The organism is Halalkalibaculum sp. DA384 (assembly GCF_043951955.1).
In the GTDB taxonomy this organism is placed as follows: Bacteria; Bacteroidota; Rhodothermia; order Balneolales; family Balneolaceae; genus JAMQKA01.
Window position 1 is genome coordinate 1 of sequence record NZ_JBINJE010000042.1, and the last position, 18,433, is coordinate 18,433.

General features: G+C 48.3%; 14 protein-coding genes and 1 pseudogene. 5 read left to right on the top strand and 10 right to left on the bottom strand.

Annotated features, from left to right (window positions below; translation table 11 throughout):
• On the bottom strand, positions 1-290 hold a 290-nt coding region (locus tag ACG2E4_RS16510), incomplete at its 3' end, for a hypothetical protein (RefSeq protein ID WP_395277248.1).
• Between the two features lie 514 nt (positions 291-804).
• Between ACG2E4_RS16510 and ACG2E4_RS16515 the strand changes: the two genes are divergently transcribed.
• The 3 genes from ACG2E4_RS16515 (at position 805) to ACG2E4_RS16525 (ending at position 3,676) form a co-directional block, all read left to right on the top strand.
• Complete coding sequence (locus tag ACG2E4_RS16515) at positions 805-2,163, top strand: UDP-glucose dehydrogenase family protein (RefSeq protein ID WP_395277249.1); 1,359 nt, start codon at positions 805-807, stop codon at positions 2,161-2,163.
• 43 nt (positions 2,164-2,206) lie between these two features.
• Positions 2,207-2,605 carry a four helix bundle protein gene (locus tag ACG2E4_RS16520; RefSeq protein ID WP_395277250.1) on the top strand — a complete coding sequence of 133 codons (399 nt, stop codon included), beginning with the start codon at positions 2,207-2,209 and terminating at the stop codon, positions 2,603-2,605.
• 99 nt (positions 2,606-2,704) lie between these two features.
• Entirely contained in the window at positions 2,705-3,676 is a 972-nt protein-coding gene (locus ACG2E4_RS16525) for a UDP-glucuronic acid decarboxylase family protein (protein ID WP_395277251.1), read from the top strand.
• Positions 3,677-3,763: 87 nt separating this feature from the next.
• Here ACG2E4_RS16525 and ACG2E4_RS16530 read toward each other — a convergent pair whose 3' ends face one another.
• From ACG2E4_RS16530 to glp, 9 genes and pseudogenes are all read right to left on the bottom strand, one after another.
• Positions 3,764-4,090 carry a hypothetical protein gene (locus ACG2E4_RS16530; RefSeq protein WP_395277252.1) on the bottom strand — a complete coding sequence of 109 codons (327 nt, stop codon included), beginning with the start codon at positions 4,088-4,090 and terminating at the stop codon, positions 3,764-3,766.
• A 29-nt stretch (positions 4,091-4,119) separates the two neighbouring features.
• Complete coding sequence (locus tag ACG2E4_RS16535) at positions 4,120-4,749, bottom strand: DUF3365 domain-containing protein (protein WP_395262523.1); 630 nt, start codon at positions 4,747-4,749, stop codon at positions 4,120-4,122.
• Positions 4,750-4,878: 129 nt separating this feature from the next.
• Positions 4,879-5,265 (bottom strand): hypothetical protein, encoded by a 387-nt coding sequence (locus ACG2E4_RS16540; RefSeq protein WP_395277253.1) that lies wholly within the window; start codon positions 5,263-5,265, stop codon positions 4,879-4,881.
• A 1,177-nt stretch (positions 5,266-6,442) separates the two neighbouring features.
• Positions 6,443-6,517: pseudogene (locus ACG2E4_RS16545) on the bottom strand (VOC family protein); the annotation flags it as partial.
• Between the two features lie 168 nt (positions 6,518-6,685).
• Positions 6,686-7,543 (bottom strand): formate dehydrogenase accessory sulfurtransferase FdhD, encoded by an 858-nt coding sequence (gene fdhD, locus ACG2E4_RS16550; RefSeq protein ID WP_395277254.1) that lies wholly within the window; start codon positions 7,541-7,543, stop codon positions 6,686-6,688.
• A complete protein-coding gene (locus tag ACG2E4_RS16555; RefSeq protein WP_395277255.1) occupies positions 7,540-9,813 on the bottom strand; it encodes an FdhF/YdeP family oxidoreductase in 2,274 nt (757 codons plus the stop codon). The genes fdhD and ACG2E4_RS16555 overlap by 4 nt, the downstream gene beginning before the upstream one ends.
• A 484-nt stretch (positions 9,814-10,297) precedes the next feature.
• Positions 10,298-11,206 (bottom strand): bifunctional molybdenum cofactor biosynthesis protein MoaC/MoaB, encoded by a 909-nt coding sequence (gene moaCB, locus ACG2E4_RS16560; RefSeq protein ID WP_395277256.1) that lies wholly within the window; start codon positions 11,204-11,206, stop codon positions 10,298-10,300.
• A 427-nt stretch (positions 11,207-11,633) separates the two neighbouring features.
• Positions 11,634-12,209, bottom strand: a complete 576-nt coding sequence (locus ACG2E4_RS16565) for a molybdenum cofactor guanylyltransferase (RefSeq protein ID WP_395277257.1) — start codon at positions 12,207-12,209, stop codon at positions 11,634-11,636.
• A 74-nt stretch (positions 12,210-12,283) separates the two neighbouring features.
• Positions 12,284-13,468: a gephyrin-like molybdotransferase Glp gene (gene glp, locus ACG2E4_RS16570; RefSeq protein ID WP_395277258.1), complete on the bottom strand. Its 1,185-nt coding sequence runs from the start codon at positions 13,466-13,468 to the stop codon at positions 12,284-12,286.
• 227 nt (positions 13,469-13,695) lie between these two features.
• Between glp and ACG2E4_RS16575 the strand changes: the two genes are divergently transcribed.
• Positions 13,696-14,316: an RNA polymerase sigma factor gene (locus ACG2E4_RS16575; protein WP_395277259.1), complete on the top strand. Its 621-nt coding sequence runs from the start codon at positions 13,696-13,698 to the stop codon at positions 14,314-14,316.
• A gap of 256 nt (positions 14,317-14,572) precedes the next feature.
• Positions 14,573-18,313, top strand: coding sequence for an FG-GAP-like repeat-containing protein (locus tag ACG2E4_RS16580; RefSeq protein WP_395277260.1), 3,741 nt, complete (start codon positions 14,573-14,575; stop codon positions 18,311-18,313).
• Positions 18,314-18,433: the final 120 nt, after the last annotated feature.

The following is an 18,433-nucleotide window of genomic DNA, read 5'->3' on the forward strand; positions in this document are numbered from 1 at the left end:
CAACCGGCCGGGAACGAGCTGGTAAGGGGAACATCTACCATTCCCCAGCGGCTTTTTTGGTTCGTTTTTTGGCCGTACAAAAAATGAACAAGGAACGATGATAAGGAAGCCTTTATGATAAACAGGAGGTTATTTTCCCCAACCGAGGTGTCCCTTTTGGCTTGACCCAAAAGGAACCAAAAACTCAAGGCGGTGAATGGGGCACCCGCTGCAGCCTCAGCAGGCGTGGATGTTGATGGTCCGTTGCGCAAGTTGCCCGCTATCAAAACTTTCACCGGTGCAACATCCACACCCGCCTGCTTCGGCCTCCGCGCCCCATTCAAGGCCGGGAAAGACCAGGGTGTATATTTTGTAGCCCGCCCCCCTCGTCAGACAGAAATTCTTCCGGTCGGGGCATGATGCTATAACTCGTTCATATGAGATCCCCCTTCAGGACGGGTCCTCGAAATCCATAATCCATCATCCTTCATTCATAATTCTCCACTTTGCAGCATACGTGGGGAGATAATAGAAACATTACTTGCCACAATAATCCGTGCTAGATAAAACCGCGAGACTTCCTTATAATCAACTGACCTTTCACGGGGTTGTAAAGGCATTGATATATCAGCGGTATAAAAGAGCGATGATTTCTACGATCTCAACTATGTAATTATCTCCGGTGCAACCTTGTACGTGAAAGGAACGTGTTCAGGGCACATTCTCCGGTTTTAGTTCTGCCTCCCGGAAACATATTTCCACGGCAGGATTACAACAGGATTGAAGGACTTTTAAAATAAATTTATATCAAAAATAACGAAGTAGATGAATATAGCAGTCATAGGAACCGGCTACGTGGGACTCGTTTCGGGTACCTGCTTTGCCGATTCTGGAAACCACGTAACATGTGTAGATATTGACCGGGAGAAGGTTGAGCAGCTGAACAACGGGCAAATTCCGATTTATGAGCCGGGACTGGAAACGATTTTTGCCCGCAGCCGACGGGAGGGGCGCCTGCATTTTACGACCGATATCGCAGAGGCGGTACCCGATGCCGATATCGTATTCTTGTGCCTGCCCACCCCGCCGGGGGGCGACGGTCAGGCCGACCTGAGTGCGGTGATGGCGGTAGCTAAAGAGCTTGGACCTATTGTGAACAGCTATACGGTCATCGTTAATAAATCGACCGTACCGGTCGGTACCGGCGACAGGGTGGAAAAAATGATCGGCGAGCATGTCGATCCCGAGCTGTTCGATGTGGTCTCCAACCCTGAGTTTTTACGCGAGGGGGCGGCGGTTGAAGATTTTAAATATCCCGAACGCGTGGTCATCGGCACCGGCAGTGAGCAGGCCGCCGAGATTATGACCACCCTCTACGAGCCATTTGTCCGCTCGGGCAATCCTATTATTGTTATGGACCGCCGCAGTGCTGAGCTGACCAAATATGCCGCCAACGCCATGCTGGCTACCAAAATTACCTTTATGAATGAAATTGCCAATATCTGCGAGCGGGTTGGAGCCAATGTCGACCATATCCGCCGCGGCATCGGCACCGACTCGCGGATTGGCAAGCGGTTCCTGTTTGCGGGTATCGGCTACGGGGGCAGCTGTTTTCCCAAAGACGTGCAGGCGATCCACCATACGGCCGGCCAGCACGGCTACGATTTCCGGATTGTGGATTCGGTTATGAAGGTGAACAATGAGCAAAAGATCTCGATTGTCAAAAAAATGGAGGATTATTTCGGGACTGATGACTTTTCGGGCATGACCTTTGGCATATGGGGACTCAGCTTCAAACCGGAAACCGACGACATCCGTGAGGCTCCGGCGCTATATATCGCCGACGAACTCGTCAAACGGGGAGCAACCCTGCGAGCCTATGATCCGGAAGCAATCGGCACCTTTAAGCAGGCGACGACCCGGGAAGTGATCGACAACACCACCTTTGTACATGACCAAAAAGACGCCCTCGTGGGTATCAACGCGCTGGTGATCTGCACCGAATGGAACGAGTTTCGTCGTCCCACGATCGATGGACTGGAAGGATGGATTGAGGCCGATGACCCGGTTATTTTTGACGGCCGTAATCTCTATGACCTTGAACGGGCTCGTAAAGCCGGCATCACCTACATCAGTGTTGGGCGCCCGGCAGTTGGGACTAAAGAGCTGGAGCCGGCAGATTAGACTATCGACTAACTGTAGAATTGTCTAACTGTAGAATTGATAAATGAGTCAAGATTTCTACACATATTCTTTTGAGAAGTTAGAAGTCTGGCAGTTAGCTCGGCAATTAAGGAAGGATATATATAAAGTAAGCAGTCAATTTCCCAAAGAAGAATTATTTGGTTTGACAAGTCAAGTTAGGAGATCCACAAATAGTATCTGTGATAATTTAGCAGAGGGATCTGGTAGAGCGACTAATATTGATAAAGCAAAGTATACCAATATGTCATACACCAGTGCCTTGGAAACTATTAACCATCTAATTGGAGCATATGATCTTAACTATATTGATAACCAAAAATATACTCAACTTCGCAAACAACTAGATGAAATTGTGAATAAATTAAATGCTCTATATAAATATCAATTGAAGAGTGAAGAAAGTCTAAAGGAAAGGCTATAGCTTTATTGAAATTAAAAAATAATTATTGTTGATTTTTTGTTTTCGACAGTTCTACAATTCTACACTTCTACAAGTGTAAATAATTAAAGCCAAAGCATTTTGACAACCACTAATACAACCCAAAGCTCTGAAAGACCACGTGCCCTCATCACCGGCGGGGCCGGATTCCTTGGCTCGCACCTGTGTGACCGGTATATAAAAGAAGGGTATGAAGTTATCTGTATGGATAACCTGTCGACTGGCACGGCCGACAATATTGGTCACCTGATCGGGAATAAGCAGTTCACCTTTGTCAACTACGATGTAACCAACTATATCCATGTGAACGGTGATCTGGACCTGATCCTTCATTTTGCGTCTCCGGCTTCGCCCGTTGACTACCTGGAGATGCCGATTCAAACCCTGAAGGTAGGGTCTCTGGGGACTCACAAGGCGTTGGGACTGGCCAAGGAGAAAGGCGCCCGGTTTTTGCTGGCCTCCACCAGCGAGGTGTATGGCGATCCGCTGATTCATCCCCAAAGCGAAGATTACTGGGGCAATGTGAACCCCATCGGCCAGCGTGGAGTTTATGACGAAGCCAAACGGTTTGCCGAGGCGATGGCGATGGCATACCACCGCTACCACGGGGTGGAAACCCGGATTGTACGTATTTTTAATACCTACGGGACCCGCATGCGCATACACGACGGACGGGCGCTGCCCACCTTCATGCGTCAGGCCCTGAGCGGGCAGCCGCTGACGGTCTATGGAGACGGCTCGCAGACGCGGTCGTTTACCTACGTTGACGACCTGGTGGAAGGGATTTACAGGTTGTCGCAGAGCGACTATTCTGATCCTGTGAACATCGGAAATCCGCAGGAGGTTAGTATCCTGGAGTTTGCAAATGAAATTATTGAGCTCACCGGCAGCGACAGCGAGATCATTTTTGAGGAGTTGCCCAAAGATGACCCGCAGGTGCGCCAGCCTGATATCAGCCGGGCACAGGAGATCCTGGAGTGGGAGCCGCAGTATTCGCGCAGCGAAGGTTTGTCCAAGACGTTGGCATATTTTAAGGAAAAAGTGCAGGTATAAGGAACGAGGAGCGCGCGGGCGATGACCTTGCAAAATGAGCTTCTACACGCAGATTACCAACAACCCGTTTTGTCAGGCTAAAAGAGGCTACCATCTTTTATCGAATAAGATGGTATCTTTTTCTCCATAAGATGGTATCTTTTTCTCCATAAGATGGTATCTTTTTTCACAGGAGTCATTACCCCGGATATTTAGCCCGGATTTCTCACGAGTATTTTGAATAATCATGGGGGGCTTTGGCTTTGAAAAATCCTCAATCCCTCGTTCTGAGGGAGTTGTACTCCCGTTTAACAAGGTCATAAGGTCGGTGGTACAACCCACCTCCCAACAAAATAGCAGGTTCTGCAAAGGTTCCTGAAAACCAATAGCAAAATTACAGGCGTTGACTTTTTGAGTTCGTTTTTGTTCACACAAAACGGTCTCCCTCTGTCACGGAGGCAAAATTACTCTTCATCCACCTGTGGTTCCGCATCAAAATAGTCGGCCGGGAAACGGATACTCCAGATTCCCCGCAACTCACCAAGCGAAAACCCGGTCGCTTCATCCTCGGGATAAAGTTCCCGGATAACCTGCAGATCCGGCTTGGCAATATCGGTGGCGGGCTGTCCGTGACAGTTCAGGCAGAGCGGTCCGGCAATACGTATGGGAGCGTGATAGGAGATTGTTGAGCCGGAGGTATAAATAACCGGTTTCAAATCCCGGCCGGCTTCAATTTCCGACAAGTATTGTTGGATGGTTTGCAGTTCCAGGGAGTCGGCCCGGTTGGAAGGGTTGCGCGGTCGATGAGACGCTCTTCGAAGCTCAATGTCAAAGTGCGTGGAAAGAGAATCGGTCAGCGGCATCGCCTCGATATTGCAAAAACGGAGGGCGTTTTCCACGCCTCCCTCCGCCATCGCCTGCTGCAGGTTGGAACTCAGAGTTTTGAACGCCGCCTGGCTGATCATCTGTCCTTCAGATACCACAGCGGAGCTATCGATCGATATATCCCGGTTTGCTGGATGCTGACCCGGTTCTCCACCGCAGCCGATTAGAGCGAGGGTAAGTACTGCCGTAAAGAATATTGAATATCGCATTTGCGTCTCCTTTCAGTGTTAACGGTATGTCCTAAGAATACAGTAAGTGGATTGCCGGAAAACCCGAGGAATGATGAAACCGCTGTAGTAAAATACCTTACACCATAAAGCGGATATTATGAAAACGCCTCACAGTTCCCAGATATGATCAAACGGCATCTTGCATTGACGGGCGGTTTTTTCAACTGCATTTTTATTCCCGTACGAAGTGACAAGGATGAGGGCGGAGTTCCATTTTTTGATTGCAAATTCATGCAACAGTTTCAACGGCTCCTGCAGCCGGATTAGATCAAGGCCATTGTCACAGACCAGTTCAAAGTAATAGACGAATCCGTTTTTCTGGGCGACAACCGACGGGGTGTAGGGTCGAATGTTGGCGGGAAAAGTGATCTGGTCGGGATCGGAGTAGATGGTATGCGATTTTACCCGGATATCTGAAAATTTCAGTTTGTTAAGCAGACGGATGAGATTCTCCGTCAGGTATCGCTGCTCTTTAAACTCTCTTCCTGTTTCCATGATGCCATGATGACCGTTCTTGATTTAGGAATCCTCCTGCAATCTCCCGATCAGCTAAAGCGGCAAGGATAGTGGCAGTATTGCAAGTATGGCACCAATATATAAAAATGAAATGTAACCTGTTTCCCCGAAGGGGGTATTTATTTTTTGCTATACAGAAAATGGACAAGGAAGGATGGTTAGGAAGCCTCAATAAGAAAAAGGAGCAGTTGTCTACAATAGAGTTGTGAGGCTGTCCAAAAAGTCAAGTCCAACAATCAGATTCCTAAAAAAATAAGGCACATGATTCCAATTGATTGGTCAATCCTCCTGTCCTCCTTCTCCAAGAGGAACTCTTGGATTGCGATATTGCTCAAGATACAATATAGGCACTTTTGAAGTCCCTCTAGAGAAGAGGGATTTAGGGAGATTGATATCACCTTAATTATTAAGGCAATCATTTCCTGGTTTGGACTTTTTGGACAGCCTCACGAAAAAAATCAAGGCGGTGAATGGGGCACCCGCTGCAGCCTGTGCAGGCGTGGATGTTGATGGTGGTCCGTCACGCTGGTTGCCCGCTATCAAGGTTCTCACCGGTGCAACATCCACAAACGCCTGCTTCGGCTTCTGCGCCCCATTCAAGGCCGGGAAGACCAGGTTTGCAATTTTTAGCTCATGCTCCTGTACTCAAATAAACCGTCATTGGTTTTATCTTTAATTATTCATTCTTCATCCCCCTGCACCCCCTTCGAACATCATTTACCGCTTTTCAATCATAACTGCCACAAGGGGGAAAGACCCGTGCTCTTCTTCCCGGTACCCCTTCGAGATTCATCATTTTTAATTCTTCATTCATAATTCCCATCCTCCGGCGGCGATTTTTTAGGTTCGTTTTTTCATCGATGAGAAAATGAACAGGGAGGGACGGTTAGGAAGCCCCCAAAAGAAAATTGTACCAGTTTTTTTAAAAAGAGTTGTTCCTTTTATCTTGATCTTAAAGGAACAAAAAATAAGACCGAAAAGGCACAGCCATAAAATGATTTTGGATCATCCTGGTCCCGCGTTGAGGTTATTTACCTTCGAAAGCCTCCTTTAATTTCCAGATCTCTATTTTTTTCATTTGCAGCATCGCCTGCATGGCGCGTTTGGCTTTTTCGGAATCGTCAGCATTTAGCATTTCGTTCATCCCCTCCGGAACCACCAGCCACGAAATACCGAATTTATCCTTCAGCCAGCCACACTGTTCGGCGTTGGGATCGGCGGAGAGGACGATTTTTTACCCGTGCACATCATCCAGTGTTCCCAGGGAAAGTTGCCATGTCAGTCCATATTTATCCTGCGTCAACGGGGTCATGGGGGCGTGCCGACCGATTATGTTTTCTACCTGCACGAGATCAGCCAATAAGGGATTTGACCAAGCGTGGGCAGCGGTATTGAAATATTATCCAGCTTTCTCGATTCGAGAACTATGACTATATACATTAAATCGTTTATCACGCAGAAAGCCCACCAACGTAATACCCTTTTCTTTCGCTAATTCCACAGCCAGGCTCGACGGAGCACCAACTGCAATGATAATTGGGATCCCCGCCTGGACCGATTTTTGTACAAGTTCATAGCTCACCCTGCCACTCAGAAAAACCAGGGTGTTTTGCAGCGGCACCAGGTTCTTGCTCAGTGCAGCTCCCACCACCTTGTCCAGGGCATTGTGGCGGCCGATATCTTCACGTAAAAGGAGCAGTTCTCCATCAAAATTAAACAGGGCAGAGGCATGGAGTCCACCGGTATGGCGAAATACCGTTTGCTCCTTCTCCAGGACATCATTCAGCCGCTGGATCGTCTGGATATCCACCTTTTGGGAAGATTTCTGATTCAGGCTGCCATGGTTACAGGTGATGGCATCAATGGCGCTTTTCCCACATACTCCGCAACTGGAGGTGGTCATGAAATGGCGTTCCAGGTTTTGCATGTCAAAAGAGACCTGGGAGGCGAGCTTGACGATCACCACATTGCCCTGTTCCTCCTCCTTCACCGTGTGGCAGTGGCGGATGGTGTGGATGTCATCGAGCCCGGTTATCACGTTTTCAGCGAGCAGGAACCCCGCCGCCAGTTCAAAGTCGTTCCCGGGCGTGCGCATGGTCACGGCCAGGGACTCCTCCTGCCACTGGCCCTGCTGTTTGAACTGGAGTCGAATCTGTAGTGGTTCCTCCACAGCGACCAAATCGTCAACCTGATCACAGGTCTCTCCTTTAACGCGGTCTACCGAGACTACTGATACTTGTGATTTAGTCGATATCATGACGCCGAAGGTTGTATACTTACCTCTACAAACTTGGAGGAAGGGCAGAGGCTTTCCGGTGATTTGTTGTCGATTGCCACCAGCACATTCCCTTCCGGGAAGTACATCCCGATGCATCCCTCAGAAATATCATACGGAACAACCTGGAAGTCAGTGATGGAACGTTCTTCACCATTAAAATAGCTGGTTATGTCAACATAGTCTTTGGCTTCCAGACCGAGCTCTTCCATATCATTCCGGTTCATCATGATCACCTCGCGCGAGTTCTCGATACCGCGATACCGGTCGCTGTAGCCATAGATGGTGGTGTTGAACTGATCGTGGCTCCGCATGGTCATCAGGATGAAATGGCCCGGCGCGATTTCGTTGTTGGGCACGGGATTGACCGTCAGGTGTGCCTTCCCGTTGTCGGTTTCGAATCGGCCTTCTCGGGCACCATTCGGCAGGTAGAAGCCCCCGGGCTGCTGAATGCGGGTGTTGTAATCTTCAAACCCGTCAATGACTTCTTCGATTTTATCACGGATCAGGTTGTAATCTTCCGCATAGGCAGCCCAGTCTGTGTTGCTTTTACCATTCAACGTAGCTTCAGCCAATCCACAGATGATCGAGGGTTCGCTCTTCAGGTGCTCGGAAGCGGGCTCCAGGTTGCCCTGCGACATCCGGATACGGCCGGCGGTATCTTCGGTGGTTACAAACTGGCGTCCCCTGGATGTTTCATCAATCTCCGTTCGTCCCAGGCAGGGCAGGATCAAGGCCTGTTTGCCGTGTACAACGTGACTGCGGTTCAGTTTTGTAGAAATATGGGCCGTAAGCTCGCATTTCTGCATAGCCTCAAATACCAGGTTGGTATCCGGGGTCGCCAGGGTGAAATTGCCGCCCAGCCCCAGAAAGAATTTAGCCTTGTTCTCGGCCATCGCTTTCACGGCATCCACGGCGGCTACGCCGTGTTTGCGCGGCGGATCAAAGTCGAACGCCTTCCCGAGGCGGTCTAAAAAAGCATCCGGCATCTGTTCCCATATGCCCATCGTGCGATCGCCCTGTACATTGCTGTGACCACGGACCGGCAGGGTACCGGCGCCCGTTTTACCGATGGAGCCTTTGAGCAACAGCAGGTTGACGAACTCCCGGATCGTATCCTCCCCGTTTTTATGCTGGGTGATGCCCATCGCCCAGGCGATGATGATCTTTTTGTTGTCCCGGATCATGGCCGCCGCTTCATGGACCTTGTCGGCCGACACCCCGCTGGCCTTGATCAGGGCGGCCAGTGATTCATTTTCGAGCGATGCCATGAGCTCATCATACCCGTCGGTATGGTTCCTGATGAAGTCATGGTCAAAGATCGTGCCCCCGGATTTCTTATCCTCTTCATGCAGTATTTTGATGATCGCCTTCATGAGTGCGACGTCCCCGTTGATTTCGACCTGCAGGTAGAGGTCCTGTAGTTTGGTGGGCTTGCCCAGCCACTCCCACGGCTTCTGGGGATGGCGGAATCCCATGAATCCCGCTTCAGGCATCGGGTTTACGGCGATGATCTTGCCGCCGTTCTTTTTGAGTTTCTGTAGCTCGGTAAGCATGCGCGGGGCATTGGTGCCCGGGTTTTGACCGATAATCATCAGCACATCTGCTTCCTGGATATCATTCAGGGTGACCGATGCCTTGCCGATGCCGGTGGTTTCCCCAAGAGCCTTCCCGGAGGCTTCGTGGCACATGTTGGAGCAGTCGGGCAGGTTGTTGGTTCCAAACTGGCGTACAAAATTCTGGTACATAAATGCCGCTTCGTTGCTGCTGCGGCCCGAAGTATAGAAAATAGCCTCGTCCGGGGAGTCGAGACTATTGAGCTGTTCCGCCATCAACTCAAAAGCTCTTTTCCAGGATATCTCTTCATAGTGTGCGGCGCCCTCCCGCAATACCATCGGTGTGGTGAGTCGCCCCTGCTTTTCCAGCCAGTGATTGGATTTTTCCCGGAGCTCTTCTACACTGTATTCTTCGAAAAAAGCGGGTCCAATTGTTTTGCGCGTCGCCTCCCAGGCAATCGCTTTGGCCCCATTTTCACAGTATTCGGCTATTTTTGACCGGTCATCCGGGTCGGGATCAGGCCAGGCACAGCTGGGACAGTCACAGCCCTCCACCTGGTTGAGCTTGAACAGGGTTTGCAGCCCCTCTTTCAGTTTCATGTTTTCCAGCACCCGACTGCCCGTTGATTTGATCGCCGGAAACCCGACAGCTGTATCCTTTATCTTTTTTATCTCTACTTTTCTTTTCTTCTCCATAACAATCTCATTTTTTGGTAATGGGCTCCCCAATCCCAAACCTTGTTATTAGTGTAATGAATCGAAAAAACGTAAACTACCCTGAGTTCGACATAATTGTCTCAACCGGATGCCTGTTTGCCTTCAAATGGCAGGGAAACAGTGAGGCTCTCCAAAAAGTCAAGTCCAACAATCAGATTCCTAAAAAATAAGGCACATGATTCCAATTGATCGGTCAATCCTCCTGTCCTCCTTCTCCAAGGAGGAACTCTTGGATTGCGATATTGCTCAAGATACAATATAGGCACTTTTGAAGTCCCTCTTGGAGAAGAGGGATTTAGGGAGATTGATATCACCTTAATTATTAAGGCACTCATTTCCTGGTTTGGACTTTTTGGACAGCCTCGGATGTAGTACCCCTTTGTTGGGAGGAGGTTGTACCACAAACCTCACATGTTCGTTAACCGGGAGTACAACTCCCTCCGAACTTTAGCAAAGGTCCCATTTAGTGACTGCTGCCTTTCAAAATTCTGAAAATGTGAAAGAGCGGCGGGAAAACGGCATCCATCGATTCTTTGGCCCCGTTGGTAGAGCCGGGCAACGCCAGCAGGAGGCTGTCCCCGATGGTTCCGGCCACGCTCCTGGAAAGCATGGCATAGGGCATGCGGTCCTGTCCATAGCTTCGAATTGCCTCTTCGATGCCGGGCACTCTTCGTTCAATCAGCTCGGAGACCGCTTCGGGCGTGACATCCCGTTTTGAGAGGCCGGTCCCGCCGGTAAAGATTATGAGCCGGCATCCCTGCTTTCTGAGATCATGAACCTTCTGCTGGATTTTATCCTTTTCATCGGGAATGATGCTGTAGTCGGCAATTGTGAGATCATATTCCTCCAGTTTATCGATAATGGCCTTTCCCGCCTTGTCCTCCTTCTTGCCGGCCGAAATGGAATCGGAGCATACGACGATCCCGGCTTTAAATGAGGACCGTACAGGATCACTGAAATCGGATGACCCGCCACTTTTTTGAAGCAATTTTATATGTTGAATCTCCACCTGTTTGTCAACGGGTTTCAGCATGTCGTAGATGGTCAATGCCACTACCGACGCCCCGTGCATCGCTTCCACCTCGACGCCGGTTTTATAAATTGTTTTGACGCTCATATGGATGGCGATTTCGAGTCCTTCAATAGAAAATTCTACTGTGGTTGCTTCAACCGGCAGGGGATGGCAGTCGGGGATCATGTCACTTGTCCGTTTTACGGCAAAAAGCCCGGCTGTTTTAGCCACTTCAAAGACATCTCCTTTCGGAATCTCCTTGTCTTTAACGGCCTCTATTGTATCACTTTTTCCGACTTTTACAATAGCCTGGGCGGTGGCAGTTCGCAGTGTGTTAATTTTAGACGTTATGTCAACCATATGAGGGATTAATCTTTCATGGGGGAGTTAACTAAATAATTTGAAACCGATTACAGATGTTTTGCAATGATATCTTTAAATAGTCTGCCAATGCATGCAAAAAAAGGTGGCATGACAGTGAATAATTGGGAAAAAAGTTTTTGCTTTAATACCAATTATTGAATGGCATTTTGAATTTGATAGAAAACTGATGCCGGTGGAGCCAGGTATGGAAAAATTACTGTGCATTTCTTTTACTTTGCTGGTGATAATCAGGCAGAAAACACTCCTTGCAAAGTATTGGTCTGCTCCTGAAGACCTGGTTTCCCCTGTCAACTGATCTTCAAGTTCTGAACATTAATTAAAAGAATAGTATTAAAAAATTACGACATCAAAAATAATTTTATTGGTTTTTGGATCTTCAGCAGTTGTACCCACCCAAAAGGATTCAGCTGTTACCTGCATCTCGTAAATTCTCGAAATCTTCTTGCGTATTGATGTTTCTAAGAGTGTAAGCTTTCTCTTCTGGCAGAATCACTGTTTTGACCTTCATTGCTGAAACGGCAGCTTGAAGCTTTAATTTATCTTGCTCCAAACGATCCAGAAATGGGCCTTCGCAGCTTTTTTTATACATCGCCACCAACGGTATCTCACGGGATCCGTCTGATAGCTGGACAATGTCATATTTCTCTTCATCATGGGCGATCAATTGGTGCAACGTGTTGGTCGTTATGAGTGGCACATCGCAGCTAACTATGATGTTCCGATATCCATCAGAATTGGATAGCCCGGTGTATATTCCACCCAGTGGTCCCCGATCCTCCAGAACATCCTGATAAACGCGCAACCCAAACTGTTTATATTTGTCAGAGTTTGAAACGATGAATAACTCATCAACGAGAGGATCCAGGGCCTCAATAATATGTTCGGTAAACGTTTGTCCTTTCCAAATCATCAAGCCTTTGTCCTGGCCCATCCTGGAGCTTTTTCCTCCGGCAAGTATGATTCCGGTAACTGTATTCATCGTATCCATTCCTTTAAAAACAGTTTAAAACTTCTGAAAGCTATATTTGGTCAGGTATAAACCCCAGGTGTCGATTAATTTGTTCTGACTGGCAATAGAATGGTATCTACTTCGTCCCCCTCTTTTACCACGACTTGATCAGGTGAAAGATAAACAAGTGCGTCAGCTATGGAAAAGGTATGCAGCATGGCGGAGCTCTGTCCCTCAAGAATTTCAACCGTATTATTATTTTTCAACTTGGCTTTCAGGAAAAGGGCTCTGCCTTCTTTTTTTGTAACAGCGCTGGAAATTCTACGCTTCTTTCGTTTAAGATGGGATTCAGTATATCCCAGGAAATGCCTGACAGCCGGTAGAACATAGATGTAGAACCCGGTCAGGCATGAAGCTGGATTACCTGGTAGTGCAAAAACCAGGGTGTCACTCTTTTTGCCAGCATAGATAGGTTTACCGGGTTTTTGAGCCACTTTGTAAAAAAGTTCATTTACGCCCAGCTCGTTCACTGCCTGGCCTGCAAAATCATAGTCTCCCACTGAAATACCACCCGTTATAATTACAATATCACTACGGGAAATTGCCTTTTTTATCTCCTGTTTCGTCGTCTCGAATTCATCTCTCACATGCTTTTTGGTCACTTGAGTAATGCCTTCCGAGGCCAGCGCAGCCTTTAACTGTGCTGAATTACTCTCATAAATTTGACCATGTTGCAGGTCATTTCCGGGGTATACGAGTTCATCTCCAGAAACCAGGATACTGATACGAGGTTTTTGATATACAGAAATTTTTTCAATTCCCATGGCAGACAGGAATCCCACTGCTGCGGGAGTGAGAGCGGTTCCCCTGGAGAGAGCCAAATCTCCTTTCATGATCTGTTCACCGCCCGGCCGTATATTATCATACTCCTCCACATCAGTTACATGAATGGTTGATCCATTTTGTTGTACCTTTTCCTGCATCACAACAGCATTGGCACCCTCCGGAATTGCGGCACCTGTAAAAATTCGAGCGGCTTGCCCTGCCTCCAGCCTGAGGTCGTGTTGCTCACCCGCTGCCACGTCAGCAATCACGGTGTATGTGGGTGAGCATCCGATTGCTACAGCATATCCATCCATCGCAGACTGGTCAAAAGGAGGGAGATTTACAGGAGCATATACATCTTCTGATAAAATGTGGCCAACTGCCGACGAAAGCGATACCTGGTGTACCGGTCCCTTATTCAGGTTATTATTCAAGGTAGCTATAGCTTGTTTTACTGGAATCATTTATTACAAAGGATTAAACAAGATTCGAAGATCTGCTTCAATATTATTGGGCTACATGAATAGAATCTTAAAAATTTGATATTAGCCATTATTTAACTATGTTGAAAATTAGCAACAAAATTATTGCCTAGCTCATCTAGACCAGGGATAGATAACATATAAAGGATTCAAGGCGAAATTAGGGGATTTCACCTTGGTGACAGTACTCAAAATATCTGGTTACCGATATGGGAAAAGGGAAGGCAAAAAGTACGATCTGGTCGGAATTTGTAAATGGCAATAATCAGAAGAAATCCTATAAGGATCTTTTCGATGCCTATTATGATGGGTTGTACGGGTACGGGACAAAAATATGCCAGAGGCCGGAAGTTGTAAAAGACTGTATTCAAGATCTATTCCAAAATGTGTGGGAGAGAAGGGGCGAGCTGGACCATATCGATTCTCCGAATGTCTATCTCTTTGTTTCACTGCGGCGAAAAATTCTGAAAAAGCTAAAAAAGAATAAAAAAATCGGTGATCTCAGTGAGTTGGATCCAAATATTTTTATTGAGTTCAGCAGGGAAGATTTGATAATTACCGATGAGATAAAGCATAAAAACAAAGACAAGCTTCAAAAAGCTCTCAATAAGCTACCCGAGCGACAAAAAGAAGTTATCCTTCTTCACTTTTTCAATGGGATGAGTTACGGTGAAATCGAAGAGATTTTATCCATAAACAGGCAATCGGTTTATAATCATATTTACCGAGCCATGGAGACGTTGCGATCGCTTCTTGATAATGAAATCATGAAGCTCGTCATATCAATGATGCTTTCCTTTATTTCATACTCCCATTTTTTTATTGGCTGAGTTACTGTTTCTCCCGGTAAGAGACACTATTATTTTATTGCAAAGTTTTTTAGCAGGCTGTTTTTCCACTTCTTCTGAGATTCCTGGACTGGTATCATGTTTTTAATTTTTAAAGAAATGAGTAGAAAAGAACGGATTGATACTCTCCTTCAATGAGTAAAGTGGATTTATTCACTGTTCCAATGGACTCAAAACTCTTATCAATTCTCTTGAAAACTACTCGGCATAGGGAAATCATCAAATTTCTGGAGCACTGATGCCTAAAGTTAAACTGGTACTTGTATATGTCTGTGTTGCGCTCCTTCTTGCCGTGTGTAAAAGAGATGCAGATCCGGCCGAGCAGGCATACACCACTGGCAGTTCCAGTACAGGAGCTCCACAGGAAGAATTTCACGATTGGACTCCAGTAGAGCCAGGAAATTCCGGCGAAACCGGCTTTCAAAAGCTGGAATCTTCAGAGACCGGCATTGAGTTTACGCATCGCGTGACCCAGGAGGAGATCAGCCAAAACCGCTTCCTGCTGGATGGGACCGGGGTGGCCACCGCGGATGTGGACGGGGATGGCTTGACAGATATCTATTTTTCGCAGATGAACGGCCCCAACAAGCTCTACAGGAATCTTGGGGGATTCCAGTTTGAAGATATTACGGAACAGGCCGGGGTGGCCCACTCCGGGAATTACAGTACGGGCACGCTCTTTGCCGACGTAAACGGGGATGGCAGCCCGGACCTGCTTGTTGCCACCGTGGACGGGGAAAATGCGGTGTATATCAATAATGGAGAGGGGAGATTTGAGCTCAAAAAAGACAGCAGACTCAAACCCGGCAGCGGCTCCACCACCATGACCATGGCCGATATTGACGGGGATGGTGATCTAGACCTGTATATAGCGTACTACCGGGAAAAGAGGGTCTATGACCTGTTTGACGAGAAAGAACTGCGGCCCACCAATATTTTGAGAAGGGTGGACGACGGGACAAACCCGGGCAACATGCAGTTTGAATTCAACGAACCGTTCGGGCAGTATTACGATATTATTTACCGGAAAAATAAAAATCCCACTGTGGTTGAGATAGGCGAACCGAACAAGCTCTATATAAATGACGGTTCGGGGCAGTTTACTGAAGTCACCAGCGAAAAGGGGCGTTTCCTGAAGGCAAATGGAGAACCGTTTACCCTCAAACCGGAATGGAGTCTAACGGCCAGGTTCCAGGATATCAACGGGGATCAGCACCCCGACCTCTACATCTGCAACGACTATTTTAGCCCCGACCGGATCTGGATCAACCAGGGTAATGGCACGTTCCGGGAAATGGATCCAAACGGCATTCGGAAATTCAGTTACTCGGCCATGGGGGTCGATATTTCCGATATCAACCGGGACGGTCACGCCGACTTTTTTGTAACCGATATGCTGAGCCCCGACTACATGATGCAGGCCAGCCAAAATGTTTCCAAAGAGAAGCGGCCCGCCATGATTACCAATGCCTCCTACCAGCCGCAGTATATGCACAACACCATGTACCTGAACCGGGGGGACAACACCTTCCGGGAGATCGCCTACTACAGCGGCGTTGAAGCGTCCGGGTGGTCGTGGGCTACCCGCTTTATGGATATCGACCTGGATGGGTATGAGGATCTGATTATAAATACCGGGTACCCGTATGATGCCATGGATATGGATTTTATCCGCAACAAGGGACAGTACGAGGCGGTAAACCTGGAGAAAGCAGCCCCAAAACTGGACCTGCGCAACCAGATCTTCCGGAATAATGGGGATCTGACATTCTCAGAACAGGGCGAGCAATGGGGTTTTAATGAAACAGACGTCTCCTACGGGCTGGCCACTGCCGATTTTGACAATGACGGGGATCTGGACGTGGTAACAACGCGCTTCAGGGCTGAACCTGCAATCTTTAAAAATAAAAGCGCTGCACCCCGGATCAGCGTTCGCTTGCATGGGCAGTCACCAAATACACAGGGAATCGGGGCCAGGGTTATACTCGAGGGAGGTCCGGTGACACAATCCAAAGATCTCGTGGCGGGCGGCGACTATCTTTCCGGTTCTGACCCGCGAGTTACCTTTGCAGCAGATCCGGGCAACGGGGATCATACCCTTGTCGTAAAATGGCCCGGTGGTAAAACAACTAAAGTGGAACATGTGGCCGCCAACCGGATTTATGATATTTACGAGCCTGAAGAGCGAGAATCCCGTTCAACGCCTGAATCCGGGAATGAAGTTCAGCAACCGGTGTTTGAAGATATTTCTGCCCGTGTAGGTCACCGCCATACCAGTGATTCCCATGATGATTTTGAGCGACAGCCCCTGCTCCCGTTCAAGTTAAGCGCGGAAGGACCCGGTGTCACGTGGATTGACTATGACATGGATGGAGATGATGATCTGTTTATTGGAGGCAACTCCACCGACAAACTGAGTGTATATGAAAATCGGGGTAACGGGCAATTTAACAGGATAGAACTGGCCGGCAAGGAGGCCCTGAGCCCGGGCGTATCTACTTCAATTTTGGGTTGGCCCACAGCTGAACATTTTAATATGGTGATCGGGAATTCTGATTATCAGCTGAGCAGTGGCCGAGGTTCTATACCCGCCGGATTTCGGTTTATGGTTGGCCGGGATGGTTCCGGCAAGTTGCAGAATATTCCGGGTATCAACGCTTCGGCCGGTCCTGTTGCAGTCGCCGATTATGATTCAGATGGTGATTTGGATCTGTTTGTCGGCGGACGGGTGATACCGGGTCTGTATCCCCTGAGCGGAAATTCTGTGTTGTTCAGCAACGAAAATGGCCGTTTTGTTGAGGACGAATCCCAGGGGAGGACGTTCAATAAAATCGGAATGGTGACCGGGGCCGTGTTCACCGATTATGATGCAGATGGTGATCCGGACCTTATTATAAGCACTGAATGGGGTCCGGTTAAGCTGTTTGAGAATCAAGATGGTACATTCAGCGATATAACCGAAGCCACGGGGCTAGGCAAGTATTCAGGTCGCTGGAGCAGTGTGGCCACCGGTGATTTCAACAATGACGGGCTCATCGATATCGTGGCCACCAACCTGGGCGAAAACTCTCCCTACCAGCTTCGGACTGATCATCCGCTCAAAATATACCACAACGATTTCAACAACGATGGGAGTATGGAGATGATCGAGGCTCGCTACGACGTGCCGATGGAAGCGTACATCCCGATGCGCAAGCTATACGAGTACTCGGTCTTCGGCTCCATTGTATCGGGTCCCGTTAACTCGTACGAGCAATACGCCGGTCAGTCACTGCAGCAACTGCTGGGCACTCCCCTCAGTCAACTTCCCTCCAAAGAGGTCAATACGCTCAAGCATATGGTATTCCTGAATACCGGTGATGGTTTTGAAGCTCATCCACTGCCCACGGAAACACAGTTTACCACCGGTAATGGAATTGTTGTAGCCGATTACAACAACGACGGCAGTGAGGATCTGTTCATGACGCAGAACTACTTTGATGTTCCCGAAGGTTTCCCCCGGCAGGATGCCGGTCGGGGTATACTGTTAAAGGGAGATGGAACGGGCCGTTTTGTCCCGGTTGGCGGTCCGGAAAGCGGGATTAAAATATATGGCCAGCAGCGGGGAGCGGCGTTCAGTGATTTCAACAAGGATGGCAAAGTCGATCTGGCGGTTGCCCAGCGCGATTCAACAACGAAGCTGTACATGAACCGCGTCAGCAGGCCGGGTATTCGTGTAGAACTACAGGGACCCGGGCAAAACCAGGCCGGCATCGGCACGACACTGCGAGTAGTCTATGATGATGGAACCAAAGGTCCCCTGCGGGAAGTGCAGGCCGGAACAGGGCATTACTCCATGAACAGCCTGGTCGCTGTTTTGGGCACCCATCCTGAGAAGCAAGCTATTCAGCTTGAAGTCCACTGGTTTGACGGGGAGGAGTCCAGTATTTCGCTTGAGTCCCAAAAGAAGAACTACAGAATTTTGTATCCATCCCTGTAGTATATCATCTAAAACTGGTTATGTGATATATCTCAGCTTAAGACCAACCAGTTTGTAAGGCAGATTACAGTTTTGCCATATCTTTCCGATTTATTCAGGTTGAAAAAACTGGAAAACCTG